19 protein-coding genes are annotated in these 16,374 nt (G+C 51.3%); 15 read left to right on the top strand and 4 right to left on the bottom strand.

Translation table 11 applies throughout. From position 1 onward, the window contains the following. The first annotated feature begins 178 nt into the window (after positions 1–178). Together HMPREF2572_RS05615 and HMPREF2572_RS05610 are read left to right on the top strand one after the other, a co-directional pair. Positions 179–1,171, top strand: coding sequence for an asparaginase (locus tag HMPREF2572_RS05615; RefSeq protein ID WP_070496678.1), 993 nt, complete (start codon positions 179–181; stop codon positions 1,169–1,171). 7 nt (positions 1,172–1,178) lie between these two features. Next, positions 1,179–1,970: a TatD family hydrolase gene (locus tag HMPREF2572_RS05610; protein WP_070496676.1), complete on the top strand. Its 792-nt coding sequence runs from the start codon at positions 1,179–1,181 to the stop codon at positions 1,968–1,970. Between the two features lie 87 nt (positions 1,971–2,057). On the opposite strand, the gene queC is transcribed toward HMPREF2572_RS05610, so the two are convergent. After that, positions 2,058–2,714 (bottom strand): 7-cyano-7-deazaguanine synthase QueC, encoded by a 657-nt coding sequence (gene queC / locus HMPREF2572_RS05605; RefSeq protein WP_070496674.1) that lies wholly within the window; start codon positions 2,712–2,714, stop codon positions 2,058–2,060. 119 nt (positions 2,715–2,833) lie between these two features. Between queC and HMPREF2572_RS05600 the strand changes: the two genes are divergently transcribed. Together HMPREF2572_RS05600 and HMPREF2572_RS05595 are read left to right on the top strand one after the other, a co-directional pair. Next, positions 2,834–3,433 (top strand): CDP-alcohol phosphatidyltransferase family protein, encoded by a 600-nt coding sequence (locus HMPREF2572_RS05600; protein ID WP_070496672.1) that lies wholly within the window; start codon positions 2,834–2,836, stop codon positions 3,431–3,433. Positions 3,434–3,478: 45 nt separating this feature from the next. After that, positions 3,479–4,099 carry a DUF2238 domain-containing protein gene (locus HMPREF2572_RS05595; protein ID WP_070496671.1) on the top strand — a complete coding sequence of 207 codons (621 nt, stop codon included), beginning with the start codon at positions 3,479–3,481 and terminating at the stop codon, positions 4,097–4,099. A 237-nt stretch (positions 4,100–4,336) separates the two neighbouring features. Here HMPREF2572_RS05595 and HMPREF2572_RS05590 read toward each other — a convergent pair whose 3' ends face one another. Further along, the gene (locus tag HMPREF2572_RS05590; protein WP_070496669.1) at positions 4,337–6,274 is read right to left on the bottom strand and encodes a Pycsar system effector family protein; all 1,938 of its coding nucleotides are present in this window, start codon (positions 6,272–6,274) and stop codon (positions 4,337–4,339) included. A gap of 220 nt (positions 6,275–6,494) precedes the next feature. After that, on the bottom strand, positions 6,495–6,779 hold the full coding sequence (locus HMPREF2572_RS05585; protein WP_003777194.1) for a PepSY domain-containing protein: 285 nt from the start codon (positions 6,777–6,779) through the stop codon (positions 6,495–6,497). A 231-nt stretch (positions 6,780–7,010) separates the two neighbouring features. Here HMPREF2572_RS05585 and HMPREF2572_RS05580 point away from each other — a divergent pair, with 231 nt between their 5' ends. Further along, positions 7,011–8,753 carry a bifunctional alpha/beta hydrolase/class I SAM-dependent methyltransferase gene (locus HMPREF2572_RS05580; protein ID WP_070496667.1) on the top strand — a complete coding sequence of 581 codons (1,743 nt, stop codon included), beginning with the start codon at positions 7,011–7,013 and terminating at the stop codon, positions 8,751–8,753. Between the two features lie 193 nt (positions 8,754–8,946). On the opposite strand, the gene HMPREF2572_RS05575 is transcribed toward HMPREF2572_RS05580, so the two are convergent. Further along, entirely contained in the window at positions 8,947–9,318 is a 372-nt protein-coding gene (locus tag HMPREF2572_RS05575) for an ACP-like domain-containing protein (RefSeq protein WP_049230092.1), read from the bottom strand. 198 nt (positions 9,319–9,516) lie between these two features. Between HMPREF2572_RS05575 and HMPREF2572_RS05570 the strand changes: the two genes are divergently transcribed. The 10 genes from HMPREF2572_RS05570 to HMPREF2572_RS05525 all read left to right on the top strand — a co-directional run bounded on the left by HMPREF2572_RS05570 (position 9,517) and on the right by HMPREF2572_RS05525 (position 16,280). Beyond that, positions 9,517–10,104, top strand: a complete 588-nt coding sequence (locus tag HMPREF2572_RS05570; RefSeq protein ID WP_070496665.1) for a hypothetical protein — start codon at positions 9,517–9,519, stop codon at positions 10,102–10,104. A gap of 3 nt (positions 10,105–10,107) precedes the next feature. Further along, positions 10,108–11,502 (top strand): phosphatase PAP2/dual specificity phosphatase family protein, encoded by a 1,395-nt coding sequence (locus HMPREF2572_RS05565; protein ID WP_070496663.1) that lies wholly within the window; start codon positions 10,108–10,110, stop codon positions 11,500–11,502. Positions 11,503–11,522: 20 nt separating this feature from the next. Beyond that, complete coding sequence (locus HMPREF2572_RS05560; RefSeq protein ID WP_070496661.1) at positions 11,523–11,903, top strand: hypothetical protein; 381 nt, start codon at positions 11,523–11,525, stop codon at positions 11,901–11,903. Positions 11,904–11,907: 4 nt separating this feature from the next. Next, entirely contained in the window at positions 11,908–12,594 is a 687-nt protein-coding gene (locus HMPREF2572_RS05555) for a lysophospholipid acyltransferase family protein (protein ID WP_070496659.1), read from the top strand. Beyond that, positions 12,591–13,580, top strand: coding sequence for a phosphatidate cytidylyltransferase (locus tag HMPREF2572_RS05550; RefSeq protein ID WP_070496658.1), 990 nt, complete (start codon positions 12,591–12,593; stop codon positions 13,578–13,580). Before HMPREF2572_RS05555 ends, HMPREF2572_RS05550 begins: the two co-directional genes overlap by 4 nt. Positions 13,581–13,876: 296 nt before the next feature. Next, positions 13,877–14,107: a hypothetical protein gene (locus tag HMPREF2572_RS05545; RefSeq protein ID WP_070496656.1), complete on the top strand. Its 231-nt coding sequence runs from the start codon at positions 13,877–13,879 to the stop codon at positions 14,105–14,107. Positions 14,108–14,129: 22 nt separating this feature from the next. Continuing rightward, a complete protein-coding gene (locus tag HMPREF2572_RS05540; RefSeq protein WP_070496683.1) occupies positions 14,130–15,431 on the top strand; it encodes a replication initiation factor domain-containing protein in 1,302 nt (433 codons plus the stop codon). A 13-nt stretch (positions 15,432–15,444) separates the two neighbouring features. Continuing rightward, positions 15,445–15,753, top strand: coding sequence for a hypothetical protein (locus tag HMPREF2572_RS05535; RefSeq protein ID WP_070496654.1), 309 nt, complete (start codon positions 15,445–15,447; stop codon positions 15,751–15,753). Between the two features lie 13 nt (positions 15,754–15,766). After that, positions 15,767–15,970 carry a hypothetical protein gene (locus tag HMPREF2572_RS05530; RefSeq protein ID WP_070496652.1) on the top strand — a complete coding sequence of 68 codons (204 nt, stop codon included), beginning with the start codon at positions 15,767–15,769 and terminating at the stop codon, positions 15,968–15,970. An 88-nt stretch (positions 15,971–16,058) separates the two neighbouring features. Continuing rightward, positions 16,059–16,280 (top strand): major capsid protein, encoded by a 222-nt coding sequence (locus HMPREF2572_RS05525; protein WP_049230649.1) that lies wholly within the window; start codon positions 16,059–16,061, stop codon positions 16,278–16,280. The last annotated feature ends 94 nt before the right edge of the window (positions 16,281–16,374 follow it).

Here is a 16,374-nt window from a genome sequence, read left to right as displayed (position 1 = left end):
TACTGGTTTAAATTTAATCCACTATAAAAATCCACTTAAAAAATTAAATATCGACAGCCCTTGGGTGCTTTTTCATTTCAAGGTCGTCTGAAAACCGTCCGCGCCGCCAAATTGCCAGCTTGTCCGAAATATAGTTAAATAAGCCGCATCATTATTTTCAGACAACCCGATGATGTCCATGAAACAAAAAATCTTCGTCCTCTACACAGGCGGCACCATAGGCATGACCCAAAGCAGCGAAGGCCTGCGCCCCGATACTGCGCTGGTCAGCCAAGCCCTTTCCCCCTTTTCAGACGACCTCGACTTCGAGTGGCACGTCTGCAAACCTTTGATTGATTCCTCCTCCGTCACCCTGCAACACTGGCGCGACTGGCTGGACATCATCGCCGCCAAACTGCCTTCCTGCGACGGCATCTTGATACTGCACGGCACGGACAGCATGGCGTACACCGCCAACCTCCTCGCGCTCTCCCTGCAAGGCTTGGGCAAACCGATCGTCCTGACCGGTTCCCAATGGCCTTACGCCGCCGAAAACAGCGATGCACCGCGCAACCTCTCCACCGCCGTCGCTGCCTTCAGCCTCAAGCTCAAACAAACCGTCATCGCCTTTGACGGCAAACTTTATCCCGCCGTCGGCAGCAGCAAAGTCAGTACCGAAACCGCCGCAGGCTTCGACAATCCGCATTTCGGCGCCATCGCCGAATGGGACGAAACCGAAGGCTGGCACAATATCTGCGTCCCGTCCCAAGACGCGGCGGATGTTTCAGACGACCTCAAAATCCGTTATCCCGATCCGCAGGCAAAAATCGCCGTCCGCACGCTTATCCCCGGCTTTGCCGTCCAAGAACTTGCGGACGGACTCGGACAGCTTCCCGCCCAAGCCCTTATCCTGCAAAGCTATGGACACGGCAATACACCCGCAGACGAAGGCTTCATCCGCGCCGTCCGAGACTTCACGCAGCAAGGCAAACTGTTGCTCAACATCAGCCAAGTCCAACAAGGCAGAACCGCCGCCGTTTACGCGCAAGGCAACGCGTTCCGCAACTCGGGCATCATCAACGGCGGCAAATGCAACCTCGAAACCGCCACCGCGCTCATGACCCTCGCCGTATCGCAAGGCTGGGGCGCGGAAGATGTAGAAAAAGAGTTGGTAAGACTGCAATTATTGTGAAATCGAAATGAACCTGACCGACACCCATTGCCACCTCGCCGATCCCCCCTTGCGCGAAAACCTGCCACACGTTTTGACCGCCGCGCGGGAGGCAGGGGTAGGGCGGTTTATCGTTCCCGCGACCCGACCGCAGGATTGGCAGGACGTGGCGGATTTGGCGCAAAGGTTGTCTGAAAATCCGCTTTTAGGCAATATCCATATCGCACTCGGCATCCATCCTTGGTTTTCAGACGACGTTTCCGAACCGGATTTCCAGCGTTTGGAACAAGCATTGAAAGCGCGTCCGACGGCATGGGTCGGCGAAATCGGCTTGGATTTTTACGACAAAAATCAAACACCGCCTCAGCGCGAACGGCAAATCCAAGTTTTCAGCCGCCAGCTTGCCATCGCGCAAACCCTGCGCCGCCGCGTGATTATCCATAATCTCAAAGCCACCGCCGCCATCGCCGCCTCCGTCAAACAGACAGGTTTTACCTACGGCGGCATCGTTCACGCCTTTTCAGGCAGCGCGGAAGAAGCGCGCGTGTTGACGAAACTGGGTTTCAAAATCGGCATCGGTTCGCTGTTGCTGAACCCGAACGCACGAAAAATACGCGAAACCCTCAAAACCTTGAATGACAACGATTTCGTCTTGGAAACCGACAGCCCGTTTATGCTGAAAAACGAAATCAACACGCCCGCCAACATCCGCCAAATCGCCGCCATCGCCGCTGAAATTCGCGGCGTTGCCGTCGAAGAGATAGCGGAAGCGACCGAGCGGAATGTGGAAATGTTGCTGGCAGCAGAAAAGGTCGTCTGAAAACATTCCATCTTATCGGAATCCTGTTTTCAGACGACCTTGGGTTGTATCGGAAGCCATAGCGGTTTTGCGCGCCGCTGTGGCTTTTTATTTTACCTTGCTTTCCAAATATTCCGCCAGCCCGCGCTCGCGCAACACGCAGCTCGGGCATTCGTGGCAGCCGCCGACGATGCCGTTGTAGCAGGTGTGGGTCTGCTCGCGGATGTAGTCCAGCGCGCCCATTTCGTCCGCCAGCGCCCAAGTTTGCGCTTTGGTCAGGTACATCAGCGGGGTGTGGATTTGGAAGGCGTAGTCCATCGCCAGATTGAGGGTGACGTTCATGGATTTGACGAACACGTCGCGGCAGTCGGGATAGCCGGAAAAGTCGGTTTCGCACACGCCAGCGATGATGTGTCTGATGCCTTGTCCTTTGGCGTAGATGGCGGCGTAGAGCAAAAACAGGGCGTTGCGTCCGTCCACGAAGGTATTGGGCAGGCCGTCTGAAGCGGTTTCGATGGCGGCGGTGTCGTCCATCAGGGCGTTGTGCGTAATCTGCTGTATCAGGCTCAAGTCGAGTACGGTTTGTTTGACGCCCAAATCCTGCGCGATCCAGCGGGCGCGTTCCAGCTCGACGGCGTGGCGTTGTCCGTATTGGAAGGTGATGGCTTGAACGTTTTCGCGCCCGTAGGTTTGAATCGCCTGAATCAGGCAGGTGGTGGAGTCCTGGCCGCCGGAGAAGATGACCAAGGCTTGTTGGTTTTGCATGGTGAATCCTAGTTTTGGTAACGCGGGAGGTTTGCGAACCGCGTGGTTGGAAAGTTGACGGATTATAACGGATTTCGTCTATAATCGCGGCACTTCGTTTTTTTTCATACGGCATAATGATGAGCATCTACGCCCTTAAACCCAAATTCCAAAACCTGCTGCGCCCGCTGGTGCGCCGGCTTTATAACCGCGGTGTCACCGCCAATCAGGTTACGCTGGCGGCTTGCGCAGTGTCGGTCGCGGTCGGCATTTTGTTGTCGTTCGGCGCGCAGATTCCTGCTTTGTTTTGGCTATTGCCCGTGTGGCTGTTTGTCCGCATGGCGTTGAACGCCGTGGACGGAATGCTGGCGCGCGAGTTCGGTCAGCAGTCGGCATTGGGCGGCTATCTGAACGAAATCACCGATGTCGCTGCCGATGCCGCGCTGTATCTGCCTTTCGCCTTTATTGCCCCGTTTGACGGCGCACAAATCGGACTGTTTGTCTGGCTGGCGGCAATGACCGAATTTTGCGGCGTGTTGGGTCAGGTACACGGCAACGGTCGGCGTTATGACGGGCCGTTCGGCAAAAGCGACCGCGCGTTCTTTATCGGCGTACTGGCGGTGTGGTATGCGGTGGCAGGCAGCTTCCATACGGTTTTCTACGTCCTCATGTGGCTGGCTTGCGCGGCATTGGTTTACACCTGCTATAAGCGCGTCGTCAACGGCTTAAAGGTCGTCTGAAACCCGTTTTCCCATCTTCTACTCACTTAATAAAAAGAAAATATCATGCAAAAAACTTCGCACACCATCCCTTTGCTGCTCGCGCTTTTCATTTCCGCACTCATCGTCTGGTCGGGCATTAATCCGTCCGACCGTGCCGTTTGGTACGCTGAAATCCTTCCCGTTTCCATCGTGTTTATCGCACTCGTTGCCACTTACCGCCTCTTCCGTTTCAGCAATTTGGCTTATGTTTTCATGAGCTTTTGGCTGATTATGCACACCATCGGCTCGCACTACACCTTCGCCGATGTGCCCTTCGATTGGGCAAACCGCCTACTTGCGCCGTTCTTAGGCGAAAACCGTAACCATTTCGACCGCGTCGGACACTACATCATCGGCTTCTACGCCTATCCGATGGCGGAATGGCTGTTGCGCCGCAAACTCTGCCGTCCTGCGCTCGCCTTGTTTTTCTCCTTGTTCTTCATCATGAGCGTGGCGGCGGCTTACGAAATCATCGAATGGCAGTATGCGGTGATTGACGGCGGCGAAGCAGGGCTGGAAGTACTCGGTTCGCAAGGCGATATTTGGGATGCGCAAAAAGACATGCTCGCCGATACGCTGGGCGCGCTGACTTCGCTGGCGGTGTTTATGTTTACACGACCGGACAAGCGTTTGAAAGCAAGCTGACAGCGGTTGAACAATAGTGAAAAGGTCGTCTGAAACCATGAGATTTGGTTTCAGACGACCTTTCTTTTGTAGCTGAATCATAATCGGCAGGCTTTCCATCCGCCCTTTCGCGGAAGGATACCAATCAAAACCAGGCAATGCCGTATCGGTTTGGATGGGGAAGGTTATTCGCCGGCAAAAAAAGGTCGTCTGAAACCTTGAACCTCAGTTTCAGACGACCTTTAATCAGCTTTAAAACTACTGTTTACCGAACTGGCTGTAATCCACCACCATGTACTTGGCAGTAATTTTCTGCGAAGCGTTGCCTTCGTCACCCATCACAATCATCTGCGGTTTGCCGTTGACCGTAATCGAATCGACGGCTTCGACGTTGGTGATGTGTTGCAGGTTAGGCAGCGAGATTTTTTGCGGTTCGTCGGTCGGGTTGCCGCTCCAAGTCCACAGTTGCGAGAATTTCTGCCCGTTTTCATCCTTCACTTCGTTGGCGATGACGTAGTTTTTCAACACAGGGTCGTAGTTGATAGAACGGATACCGCCGCCGTCGATGTCGAGGATGGCGACTTCGTCAAACTCAGGCTTGGCATTGCGCTCGAACACGTCTTTCGGGTTGCTGATGAATGCCACCAGCGCCATATTGTTGAACTCAGGATCGCGGAAGCCCAAGACGAGGCGTTTCTTCACAGGGTCGAACGCCATGCCTTCGATATTGATTTCTTCAAAGGAAACTTCGGCTTTGGTGCGTTCGCGGATGAGGTCGTGCAATTTGTGGTCGGTTTCCAAAACCTGCGTCAGATTGTCGTAGCTGGTCAGTCCCAACACATTGCCGTCTTGGATTTTAAAGCGCATCAGGTGTTCGCGGTCAGGCGAACGGTTGCCTTTGCGGGTACGCGAGTGCGAAGTGAGCGCGTAGATAAAGCCTTCATCGTCGCGCGCCAATGCTTCCAAGTCGCTCAGGCGGCGTTTGAAGCCGGTAATCACGCGCGTATCCAAGGCCTCGTCTTCGATAAATCTGCCTGACGGATCGATGCTGACGATGCTGAATGCGTGGTTCGGTTCGTCTTCGGCAATCAGCAGTTTGCCGTCGGGAAGCTGTTGCACGGCGGATGGTTCATACACGCCGTTGAACATATTAATACCCAAAGAGCGCAGCTCTGCCGCATTATTGGCGGGCTGTGTCAGTAGCGAAGGCAGCGTCTTCACGCCGATAAACGCCGCCAGTGAAGCCAAAAGCCCCCAACGGAATACGGCATAGGACAAGTTGATGTATTTAAACTGTTTGTCCGCAAGCAGGCCCAGCCAGTAAAGATGATCACTCATCTTTTGATAGACTTGTTTGCGGTCGCCCATAATCTCCTGCATCATTTCCCAATATTGGTCTTTTTGCACCTTCACACGGTCTTCGTAAATCAGGATATTGGGTTGGCTACCGCTGAAAAAGCGCGTTTGGGTGCTGCTGAGGCGGGTTCTCAAATCACGCAGTTTGGCGCGTCCGCGGAAGAAATCCTTAACCCAAGCGCGCGCCGCCTGCATTTTGCCGATACGTTCGGGTGAAGCGGACAGCAGTGCGAACACGATGGACGCGGCGGCGGTAATCATAAACGTACTCGCCGGAATCAGAAATTCGGGTGACGATGAAAAAATAAATGCGCCCGAAATCATCAGCGCAGACACGATAAAACCGTTGAGCGAAATCATAATGTTCGCCTTGGTCGCCGCCAGCGCGAGCAGCTCCATCTCCGAACGCACAGCGTTGCGGAACATGGTTTCCACGCCTTTGTTCGTACCCAAAAGATCGGAAGGCGGCACATTGGCGGCTTGTTTTTTCTTCTTCGCCTTGTCTTTTTTGTCTTTCTTTTTCTTTTTGGGCTTTTCAGACGACGTCTCAATGCCTTCAAGGATGATGTTATCCGTCACTGCCTCTTCGGCATTGCTGTTTTGTTGATGGTCTGCCGTTTCAGACTCCGCAGCTTCTTCAACCTTTAAAACTTCTTCAGTTTTCACAGCTTCTTTAGTTTTTAAGGTTTCTTTAGCTTTATCAAACGCTTCTTCTGAGTCTTCCCAAACTTCGGAAACAGGCTGCGGCGCATCGGGATCGGGTCGTTCGAAAGGTTTCTCCCAGTCAGAAACCGTATTTTGCGACTCTTGCCCTTTTTTATTTTTATCGTGGAAATCCATGTTTATCCTCCGTTTGAGTGAATCAATTTAAATGGAAAGGAAAAAGCGTTTTTTAGTTCCTCTGATTCGGGGAATTTACACAACGTCATACATTATCGATAAAAACATTACACTTCTTGGGATAATCATGTTTGTAATGATGAAGTCGGCAATCCAAGTTCCCCTTCAACAAAAACTGCCGCCAAACGGGCAGTTTGCGGCAGTTGTAACGCATCGTTTATCAGTAGTCGATACGTTCTTTGATGATTCTCAATTCGGGGTAAGACAATTTGATGTCGTATTCGCGTCCGCCTTTGTAGGCTTCTACGTCCAATACAGGTCTGCCACGATAGTCGTCGGCGTCGATGTCGTGAACGCGGTAACCGCGTTGTTCAAGCATTCTGATCGCTTTGGTACGGTTTTGTTCAAAATTTTTGTCGCTGTAAATTTGGTGTTCGATGTAATCGTTGGCACCTGCGACAGCAGCGGACAAAGCGACGATGGCGGTCAATAATAATTTTTTCATGTTCGACTTCCTTTCGAAATGTGTCATTGGGGTTTTGATGGGTGTATTTAAACACGGCAAAATTAGCAGTCATTTAGCACTTCGTTAAACGTAGTAAAGGTCGTCTGAAACGGTTCAGACGACCTTTTTTTGCTTCTTTCTGTCATCTCATTTATCCGTTTATCAGATAACGATTGCATAAATTCAGTGTGTCATGATACCGTTCAAAAATATGACTATCAGGAGTTTTTCATGTCCGAGCAACAAAAATACTTTTCTACCCAAGACGGCACTTCGCTTTTCTACCGCTACCGACCCGCTGCCGACGGTTCGGCCGATAAAGCCATCGTGCTGTTCCACCGCGGCCATGAGCATTCCGGCCGGATGATGTTTGTTGCCGACGAACTCGGTTTCGACGATTTTGCCTATTTCGCATGGGACGCGCGCGGTCATGGCCACAGCCCCGGCGAACGCGGCGACAGCCCCAGTATCGGTACTTCCGTTGCCGATGTGGACGACTTCATCCGACATATCCAAAGCGAATATGGCATCAAACCTGAAAACATCTGCGTGATCGCGCAAAGCGTCGGCGCGGTATTGGTGTCTACTTGGCTACATGACTACGCGCCGAAAATCCGCTGTGCCGTATTGGCATCGCCCGCATTCAAAGTCAAACTCTACGTTCCTTTTGCCCGCACCGGCTTGAAAATCATGCAGAAATGGCGCGGCAATTTCTTTGTCAACAGCTACGTCAAAGCCCACTACCTGACCCACAACAAAGAGCGCCAAACCAGCTACGACAACGATCCGCTTATCGCACGCGCCATTTCCGTGCGCATCCTGCTCGGTTTGTATGAGGCTGCTGAACGTGTCGTCGCTGATGCACAGGCAATTACCACACCCGTACAGCTTTTGATTTCGGGCAGTGATTGGGTGGTTCACCACAAACCGCAACATGATTTCTACAACCGCTTGGGTAGCCGCATCAAAGAACGCCATATCCTGCCCGGCTTCTATCACGACACTTTGGGTGAGCAAAACCGCGAAATCGCCTTTGTCGAAATGCGCCGCTTTATCCGCGAACGTTTCAATCAGCCTTTCTATCAAGTCGATTTGACCCAAGCCCACTTGCACGGCGAAAGCCGTCGCGAAGCTGACGAATTGGCAACACCTTTGTCTATTTATTCGCCGCGCGGCGCATTTTGGGCAGTTTACCGCACTTCCCTCGACCTTGGCGCGCGTTGGAGCGAAGGTTTGAAAATCGGCAAGGAAACCGGCTACGACTCAGGCAGCACGCTGGATTATGTGTACCGCAACGAACCGCAGGGCAGCAACGCCTTTGGTGTGGCGGTGGACAAACACTATCTCAACGCCATCGGCTGGCGCGGCATCCGCCAACGCAAAACCAATATCGGCAAAGCGATTCAGACTGCCTCTGCCAAGCTGCGTGAAGCGGGCAAACCCGTACATGTTCTCGATATTGCCTCGGGACACGGCCGCTATGTGCTCGATGCATTGACTGCCGACACGCTGCCCGATTCCGTGCGCCTGCGCGATTACAGCCCGATTAACGTCGAAGCCGGACGCAAGCTGATTGCCGAACGCGGTCTGCAAGACACGGTTACCTTCGACGAAGTCAATGCCTACGACCGCGCCAACTATCAGGATTTGCAACCGCGTCCCACGCTCGGCATCGTTTCCGGTCTGCATGAATTGTTTGCCGACAACGATTTGATTTTGAACTCACTCTACGGCTTCGGCGATGCGATTGAAGCAGGCGGCTACCTGATTTACACCGGCCAGCCGTGGCATCCACAGCTCGAAATGATTGCGCGCGCGTTGACCAGCCACAAAGCGGGCAGCCCCAACTGGGTAATGCGCCGCCGCAGCCAGCAGGAAATGGATCAGTTGGTTGAGAAAGCAGGTTTTGAAAAAATCCATCAGTGGATAGACGAAGACGGCATTTTCACCGTGAGCCTGGCTGTGAAGAAATAAAAAGAGAAGTTTACAAAAGACCGCCGTTTCGCGCGTAGGGGACAAGTTTTAGATTGCCGCGTGTGTGAAATGGCGGTTGCAGATGTGCAACAATTTTTGATTTTTGACCGGCAACAGACAAAACGAAAGGTCGTCTGAAAACTCGTTTCGGTTTTCAGACGACCTCAAAGAAGCTTAAATCGTTCGTTTAAAATTAACGGTCGATGTTAACAGGTTCGCAGTTTTTCACGATGAAGCGGTTTTGTGCATCGCTAACGCCTACCACTTCAGAAGTGGTGTGGGTGTTGCGGTCGATGTAACCGGCAGACATAGAGAAGCCGCGTTTGTTGGTGAAGGTAGTGCCAGTGCTGTCAGAGCGACGTTTGTCGGTGCGCAGGCTGATTTGTTTGCCGGCTGCATTTGCAGAAGCGCCTACTGCATTGCCGCGACGGTCAAATTCATAAACGACATTCAGTTTTTTACCGTTGTCGCATTTGTAAGTAACGTAGCCTGCAGGAGCAGCAGCGGCAGTCATGGAAACACCGGCGGTCAGAACAGCTACGATAGCGGCAGATAAGAATTTCATCTGGTATTACTCCATAAAGTAAAAAAGAGTGATGTGTGGCGTGGACGATCCGGCGCCATCCTTGCTTTACTGTGAAAGCTGAACATATTTTATCCGTTCCGAAAAAACATGCAACATGTCGATATGCAAAGCTATACAAAGAAATTTTCGGGAAAAGTTATTACGCTTGTACAAATTTTAATAAGGTGAAGTTTTATAATGAAAAAGTCACTAATATTACTAATTATTTCCGCATTTTCATCCGTCTGTTATGCCGATGCGGCTGACTGGACTCCGTTGCTGGAATCTATGAAGAAAGGCTGCTCTGTTGATTCTGAAGCCTTGCCTTATGGGAAGTCCGATATCGGCAGACTGCCTGCTAAATACCGCGCCTCCGTCGCCCGCAGCCATAGCAGGCAGACAGCGTCAGATGGTGAAGTATTGACCATCGAATTGAAAAATTCTGTTGCTTTTGGACAGCCGTTGTCAGCCTTAGTTATTGAATCTAATGAAGGATACGGCCATGTCAAAATGAAGTTTGCCCGAAATGCCGATATGTCTAAGCTTATTCCCTTATTTACAACACCAACCGATAAACGACGCGGTATGTTGGCAGCGGGTAGGGCGCAGAATTTTTGTGTCAAAGGCGCGAACGGGACGTTGAAGCAATACCAATCTTCGCGGCATCACTGGCGCACCGTTTCGTCTGATGGTCCGTGGCAGGAATTCCGCTACCATCCAAAAGAACACGCTTTATCCTGCTTGAGTTCCGACTATTATGGCGATGAAGTGGAATGCACTAGATAAAACATGAAACCTACGCTGAAAACTTCTCTACTCAAACTCGCTTTGGTCGGCATACTTTTTTATGCCAGCTACACTTTGTCCAACTATTACGCGGCATCGCTGGCTTATGTGCCGGAAATCGCTTTTGCGTGGGAGCGCGGCATTCCGTTTTGGGAATGGACGATTTTGCCTTATTGGTCGCTGAACCTGATGTACGCTGCGGCGTTTTTCCTTTGCCGAAATTCGCGTGAACAAAACCGCTACGTTGCAAGGTTGGTATCGGCGCAAATCATTGCCACTACTTGCTTTATGTTGTTTCCGCTGCATTTCGGCTGGCCGAAGCCGCCTACCGACGGGCTGTGGGGCGTGATGTTTGATTCATTGGTCGCATTTGATTTGCCGTACAACCAATCTCCGTCACTGCATATCACGCTGTCTATCATTGTCGGTTCGTTTTATTGGACGCGGTTTCCCAAAATCCGTTTGCCGATTTTGCTGTGGCAAAGCCTGATTGCTTTGTCGGTGCTGACAACTTACCAACACCATTTTATCGACGTGCCGACCGGCGCGCTGCTGGGCTGGCTGGTGTTGTGGGCAGTACCGCAACACGGCGCATCGCCTTTCAAGAGACGAAGCTTGTCCGTAGCACAGCCGGACAGCCAAACAGGTCGTCTGAAAACGAGCGAAGCGAATTTCGCCAAAACGGATGAAGCGAGTTTCTGTGAAGCGAAAACTTCCCCCGCAACACGTTCCCGCGAAATCAAAATCACCATGCTGTATCTGGCAGGTGCGGTATTGTCGGCACTGCCATCCTTTTTAGGCGGCGTGTGGTTGTGGATGTTGTGGGTCAGCGTGTCGTTATCGGTAGTCGCTTTTGCCTATCTGACCGGCAACGCGGCGGTGTTCCAAAAACAGGCTGACGGCAGCTTGTCGGCGGCGGCAACGATTTTGCTGCTGCCTTATCTGGCTGGCGTGCGGTTGAATATGGCGTACTGGCTGCGCGGCAAGGCGAAGACGGCGCAGGTGCGCGATGGTGTGTGGATTGGCAGCGTATCAGGGATTTCAGACGACCTCCCCGCCGTATTGGACGTATGCGCCGAATATCCTCACCCTCGTTATCGCGGCGCATACCGCACTTTGCCGCTGCTTGACATGGTTGCGCCGTCTGAAAACGATTTGGTGCAGGCGGCTTTGCTGCTGGAAGCATTGCGTCGGCAACACGGTAAGGTCCTGACCTGTTGTGCGCTGGGCTACGGACGCAGTGCGGCAGTGGTGCTGACTTGGCTGCTGGTTTACGGCGGCTGTCGGGATTTGGCACAGGCAACGGCGGAACTGAAACAGACCCGCCCGCAGATGGTGCTGCCGCCGGAAACGGCAAAAGCAGTAGAAGCGGCGGCAGGCCGTCTGAAAAATTTCTGAACAGTTCAAAAGGGAAACCCATGAATACAACACCAGCAACCGACAGCCTGATTACCTCCCGCCTGCTTGTCACCGCCCGCTATACCGCCGTGTTCAACGTCTTGCTATTCGCTTTGTCCGCGCAACGCGGCGGCGCGTGGTCGGCGGTGCAGCTTGTCTTGGCGGCGGCGCTGTTGTACTACCACATCCGCATCGAATTCGACCGTCGCGTGTTCCAAGATTTTGCCGACGGCCGCTATACACCCGAAACCTTTGACCAAACTTTGAGGCAAACCGGCTTGCGCCGCGTTTCAGACGACCCCTCCATGCCGCAGCGTGTGGCGGGCGCACTTGCCTTGTGGCGCAAAAGCCTTTACCTGACGGCTGCACAATCGGCAGTTTTCCTTATCCAAATCCTCTGATGTCATGAAAAATTTTATTAAAAAACAACTTGCATGGCTGACCGACCAAGCATTGTGCCTGTCGGTATCCTTCCTCACCGGCGTCCGCCCCAAAAGCCCGCGCGAGCTGGCGTTCAATCCGCAGCAGAAAGTGTATTACGCCAATCACGGCAGCCACGGTGATTTTTTGCTGGTGTGGATTTCCCTGCCGCGCCGCTGGCGGCTTTCGACGCGTCCCGTTGCCGGTTCGGATTACTGGCTGACCAACAAACTCAAACGCTTCATCATCCAAAACGTCTTCAACGCGCTCTTGATTCCGCGCCACAGCGACAATCCGCAGTCGATTACCGAACAGATGAACCACGCGCTCCAAGCGGGCGATTCGCTGATTATCTTCCCCGAAGGCACACGCAATACGGACGAAAACGAAATCCTGCTCCCTTTCAAATCAGGCATTTACCATCTGGCGAAAAGTAAGCCTGACACCGAGTTTGTGCCGATATGGATAGACAACATCAACCGCGTCCTGCCCAAAGGCAAAGTGCTGCCCGTGCCGCTGTTGTGTGAAGTCCACATCGGCGAACCGCTGACCCTGCGCGAAGATGAAGACAAAGACACTTTCCTGACACGCACCCGCGAAGCCTTGCTGGCGTTGAGGTCGTCTGAACACGAGTGCAACGAGTCTAAACAAAACAAAGGAGCTGCATCGTGAGCTTTGTTAACACGTCCGGCCAAATCATTACCGAACAAACCACCGCACATCTGACCCCGCAAGCAGGCTATATCTTTACCAGCGTATTTGCCATATTGATTTTTGCCAGCGTCATCGGGCAATGGCTGAAACGCAAAAACGGCGCAGACAATGCCACCATCTCCAACCTCAACGCCCGCATCTACGCTTGGTGGCTGATGACGCTGGTGCTGTTGGTCGCATTTTGGTTCGGCAAAACGGGGACGGTGGCGCTGTTTTTCCTGATTTCGTTTGCCGCTTTGCGCGAATTTATGACCCTCGTCTATCGCCGCCGCAGCGATTATTACAGCATGGTGGTGTGTTTCTACCTGCTACTACCGGTGCAATATTATTTCGTCTATGACGGTTGGTACGGCATGTTCAGCATTTTCATTCCCGTGTACGGGTTTCTGGTGTTGCCGATTATCGCCAGCCTGAGCGGTCAAACCGCCCATTTCCTCGAACGCGCCGCCAAAACGCAATGGATGTCTATGATCTGCATCTTCTGCCTTTCACACGTTCCTGCTCTGATGTTCTTGAATTTGGACGGTTTCGACAGCAGCGGCAATATCCTGCTGCTGATGTTCCTGATTTTCGTGGTGCAGGCTTCGGACGTGTTGCAATACGTTTGGGGCAAACTGGTCGGCGGTGCCAAAATCATGCCGTCGCTTTCTCCGTCTAAAACCATATCCGGCACGGTCGGCGGCATTTTGTCCGCTACCGTACTCGCCGCGCTGCTGTCGCCCATGACGCCATTTAGCCACGGACAAGCCGCCGCTATCGGTTTTGTCATCTGCCTGATGGGTTTCTTCGGCGGGCTGGTGATGTCCGCCATCAAACGCGACTACGGCGTCAAAGACTGGGGCAACATGATACGCGGCCACGGCGGTATGCTCGACCGCGTGGATTCCATCTGCTTCGCCGCGCCCGTGTTCTTCCACATTGTCCGGTATTATTGGAACGGTTGATCCTGTCGCTATCTATAGTGGATTAACTTTAAACCAGTACGGCGCTGCCTCGCCTTGCCGTACTATCTGGATTTTGGGGAATTTTGCAAAGGTCTCTATCTGTACTATCTGCGGCTTCGTCGCCTTGTCCTGATTTAAATTTAATCCACTATATCATCCTGCTCGCAACCAAGCGAAAAGGTCGTCTGAAATCCCATTTTGGTTTTCAGACGACCTTATATATTGCGCTCCATCAGGGGCGCATATTTTTAATTCTTGTAAAGCCCCTTAACTCTAGCCAGTGAAGGGGCTTAATCATGTTTATTTTCTACACCGTCAATCCCGAACCTGTATCTTTCCCAAAAGCATACATCTTGAAAGTGTTCAGGGATAAAGACAACGAATCCCAATGCATCAAAACACTTTGTTTCCTTATCCGCAATCCGACTTTGAAACAAAAAACCGAAAACGAAGCGTATGAATACGGCAGATTGTTTGTTAAAGAATTGATGGACAAGGAATGCAACCGTGAAAGCCTTGGAAGATAAGGCCGTGGCGGTGGCCGCGGACATGGCGGACGCGTCAGCGGACGGCGGGGCTGCGGCAACCGCCGAAGGCTGCCCCCCTAGGCTAATAGGGGGGGAGCAAAACAAAACCCCAAATCCGAAGGGTGCGGAAAAAACAGAAAACCAAGAATTCCAATTCGAATATTTCAGCCATTTTGTATCGGACGGCAAAGGCAGATTTATAGAAATACCGTTAAGGCGTGGAAGGGATGACGGAGCGTTCATAGACCAAATCACTTTCACCATTCATGAAGATTCTTTGCCGAAAGTAACAGGAAAAGGATTGGTTTCAGATACGGAATTTGTCGTTCAGTATAGTGAGCTGCTGGAAGGGATATTGGGATTTGGCATTACTCAAAAACTGCCGTTTAAAGGAAAGTTTTTCTATAAAAGCTGTTACCAACTTGGGCCTGATAACGTCGAATACGGAAAGGTTCACTATGGCGGTCAGCGAGAAACGATGTTGGTTGAATTAAACGGTACGGGTTGCATGGCGGCATTACCCGGTTGGGAAAACCGATTGTATGAATTCTTAAGTAAATGCGTCCGACCCAAAATAACCCGTGTCGATGTCGCCCATGATTTTTTTAACGGCCAGTACACACCCGATCAGGCAATGCTAGACCACGATAACGGTCATTACGACGTACACAACATGCGGCCAAAAAGCGAATGTCGAGGCACGGCATGGCGAAATGAAGACGGCAGCGGAAAAACCTTTTACATCGGCAAGCGCGGAAACTCAAAGTTTACCCGTGTTTACGAGAAAGGCAGACAGTTCGGAGATGTTGACAGCACTTGGGTCAGGTTTGAAACCGAATTCAGGGCGGGGGATATAGAAATACCCTTGGATATGCTGCTTTATCCCGGTTCGTATCTCGGCGGTGCATATCCGATTTGCAAGGCGATTTTCAAGACCGAAGCAAAGCGGATGGAAGCAAAAGTAGAAACCGTTAATTTGACATTCGACCATAAGCTTTTCCATGCAAGGAATCAGGTCGGCAAGATGGTCAACTTCCTCCGCGATATAGGGTGGGACGATAGCAGGATAGTTGATGAGCTTCTGAAAGGCGTTGAAGGCTATCCGAAAGGATTACAGCCTGAACAGTACGATTGCAGAAACCAAACGCAGAAATTCCAGTATATACACGAAGAACAGAAAGCCATTAACGCATTGAACATTGAAACACTGTTTGATGATTTGAATGAAGAGAAAGAAACAGCATTCCCACAAGACAGGGAAAGGCAACACATTAAGGATATTGAGTACGAGGAACGTCAAATATCCGATTTTTTAAACAACTGAAGGAAATTGAAAAATGTTTGAAACAAGCCAAGTAACCACATATTCGGCCACTTTGTTGGGCGCAAAACAATTCAGAGGCGAAATCGACGGTAACAAAATCGATTCATGCACAGTCTTGGTAGCCAGTCCCATGCCGTCCAACGGCAATGCCGTGGGTTTTACCGCGGCAAGCATGAAGTTTGGCGACAGCCATAATTTTGAAAAATTGAAAAACCTTAAATTCCCCTGTGCGGTTGATGTAACCGTCGCCATGGAATCAACAGGCAAAGGCTTAGTACCGAAATTGTTGGATTTCCAATTAAAGGTTGCACCTAAAGCCTAAGAAAGGCTGAATCATGAGTAAGTATAAGCAAAAATTTATTGTTCAAGAACTTGAAAACCATGAATTCATCTATCCCGATCCATTCGGCGATATTGGCTTTACGGCCAACATTAAATCTGCCGGTCAATATGAAAGTTATGAAGACGCTTTCAGTTCGGCGATTGAAGAAATCGGCGGTGAATTTTTAATTTTCAGTTTTTATACAAAAGAAGATTAAGTTTAAGAGGCTCGGCGGGCGGTCTCTGAAACCTTCACAAAGCCCGCAAAACCATTTTTTTTATCAACATTTCGTAAAGGAAAACAAAATGAACCTGAAACAAAAACTGCAATACGCCGTCGCTGGTGCTTCCGTTGCCATTATGTCTTTGCCTGCAATGGCAGAAGACAGCGCGTTGATTACAGCCGCTAAAGCTGAACTGTCAGGCGCGAAAGAAGGCGTTTCGTCTATTGGCGCGGTTGTTATCGGTGTCGCTGCTGCAATGGTCGTTGTTGGTCTGATTATTAAAGCAGTACGCAAAGGCGGTTAATAGCAATGGGTTATCAAGTCGGCCGTGTTTGCCATTTCACACACGAAGCGGCGACAAACGACGTGATGACCCATGTAGTGCCGACAATAGACAA

The sequence above is a fragment of the Neisseria sp. HMSC064E01 genome, assembly GCF_001808875.1.
GTDB lineage: Bacteria > Pseudomonadota > Gammaproteobacteria > Burkholderiales > Neisseriaceae > Neisseria > Neisseria sicca_A.
Note: the sequence above shows the minus strand (reverse complement) of the source record. Positions and strands in the feature narration are given on the sequence as shown.

Bases quoted from the DNA above. Each gene is read 5' to 3' on its own strand.
- HMPREF2572_RS05615 (WP_070496678.1), top strand. From the start codon at position 179: ATGAAACAAAAAATCTTCGTCCTCTACACAGGCGGCACCATAGGCATG.
- HMPREF2572_RS05610 (WP_070496676.1), top strand. From the start codon at position 1,179: ATGAACCTGACCGACACCCATTGCCACCTCGCCGATCCCCCCTTGCGC.
- queC (WP_070496674.1), bottom strand. From the start codon at position 2,714: ATGCAAAACCAACAAGCCTTGGTCATCTTCTCCGGCGGCCAGGACTCC.
- HMPREF2572_RS05600 (WP_070496672.1), top strand. From the start codon at position 2,834: ATGAGCATCTACGCCCTTAAACCCAAATTCCAAAACCTGCTGCGCCCG.
- HMPREF2572_RS05595 (WP_070496671.1), top strand. From the start codon at position 3,479: ATGCAAAAAACTTCGCACACCATCCCTTTGCTGCTCGCGCTTTTCATT.
- HMPREF2572_RS05590 (WP_070496669.1), bottom strand. From the start codon at position 6,274: ATGGATTTCCACGATAAAAATAAAAAAGGGCAAGAGTCGCAAAATACG.
- HMPREF2572_RS05585 (WP_003777194.1), bottom strand. From the start codon at position 6,779: ATGAAAAAATTATTATTGACCGCCATCGTCGCTTTGTCCGCTGCTGTC.
- HMPREF2572_RS05580 (WP_070496667.1), top strand. From the start codon at position 7,011: ATGTCCGAGCAACAAAAATACTTTTCTACCCAAGACGGCACTTCGCTT.
- HMPREF2572_RS05575 (WP_049230092.1), bottom strand. From the start codon at position 9,318: ATGAAATTCTTATCTGCCGCTATCGTAGCTGTTCTGACCGCCGGTGTT.
- HMPREF2572_RS05570 (WP_070496665.1), top strand. From the start codon at position 9,517: ATGAAAAAGTCACTAATATTACTAATTATTTCCGCATTTTCATCCGTC.
- HMPREF2572_RS05565 (WP_070496663.1), top strand. From the start codon at position 10,108: ATGAAACCTACGCTGAAAACTTCTCTACTCAAACTCGCTTTGGTCGGC.
- HMPREF2572_RS05560 (WP_070496661.1), top strand. From the start codon at position 11,523: ATGAATACAACACCAGCAACCGACAGCCTGATTACCTCCCGCCTGCTT.
- HMPREF2572_RS05555 (WP_070496659.1), top strand. From the start codon at position 11,908: ATGAAAAATTTTATTAAAAAACAACTTGCATGGCTGACCGACCAAGCA.
- HMPREF2572_RS05545 (WP_070496656.1), top strand. From the start codon at position 13,877: ATGTTTATTTTCTACACCGTCAATCCCGAACCTGTATCTTTCCCAAAA.
- HMPREF2572_RS05540 (WP_070496683.1), top strand. From the start codon at position 14,130: ATGGCGGACGCGTCAGCGGACGGCGGGGCTGCGGCAACCGCCGAAGGC.
- HMPREF2572_RS05535 (WP_070496654.1), top strand. From the start codon at position 15,445: ATGTTTGAAACAAGCCAAGTAACCACATATTCGGCCACTTTGTTGGGC.
- HMPREF2572_RS05530 (WP_070496652.1), top strand. From the start codon at position 15,767: ATGAGTAAGTATAAGCAAAAATTTATTGTTCAAGAACTTGAAAACCAT.
- HMPREF2572_RS05525 (WP_049230649.1), top strand. From the start codon at position 16,059: ATGAACCTGAAACAAAAACTGCAATACGCCGTCGCTGGTGCTTCCGTT.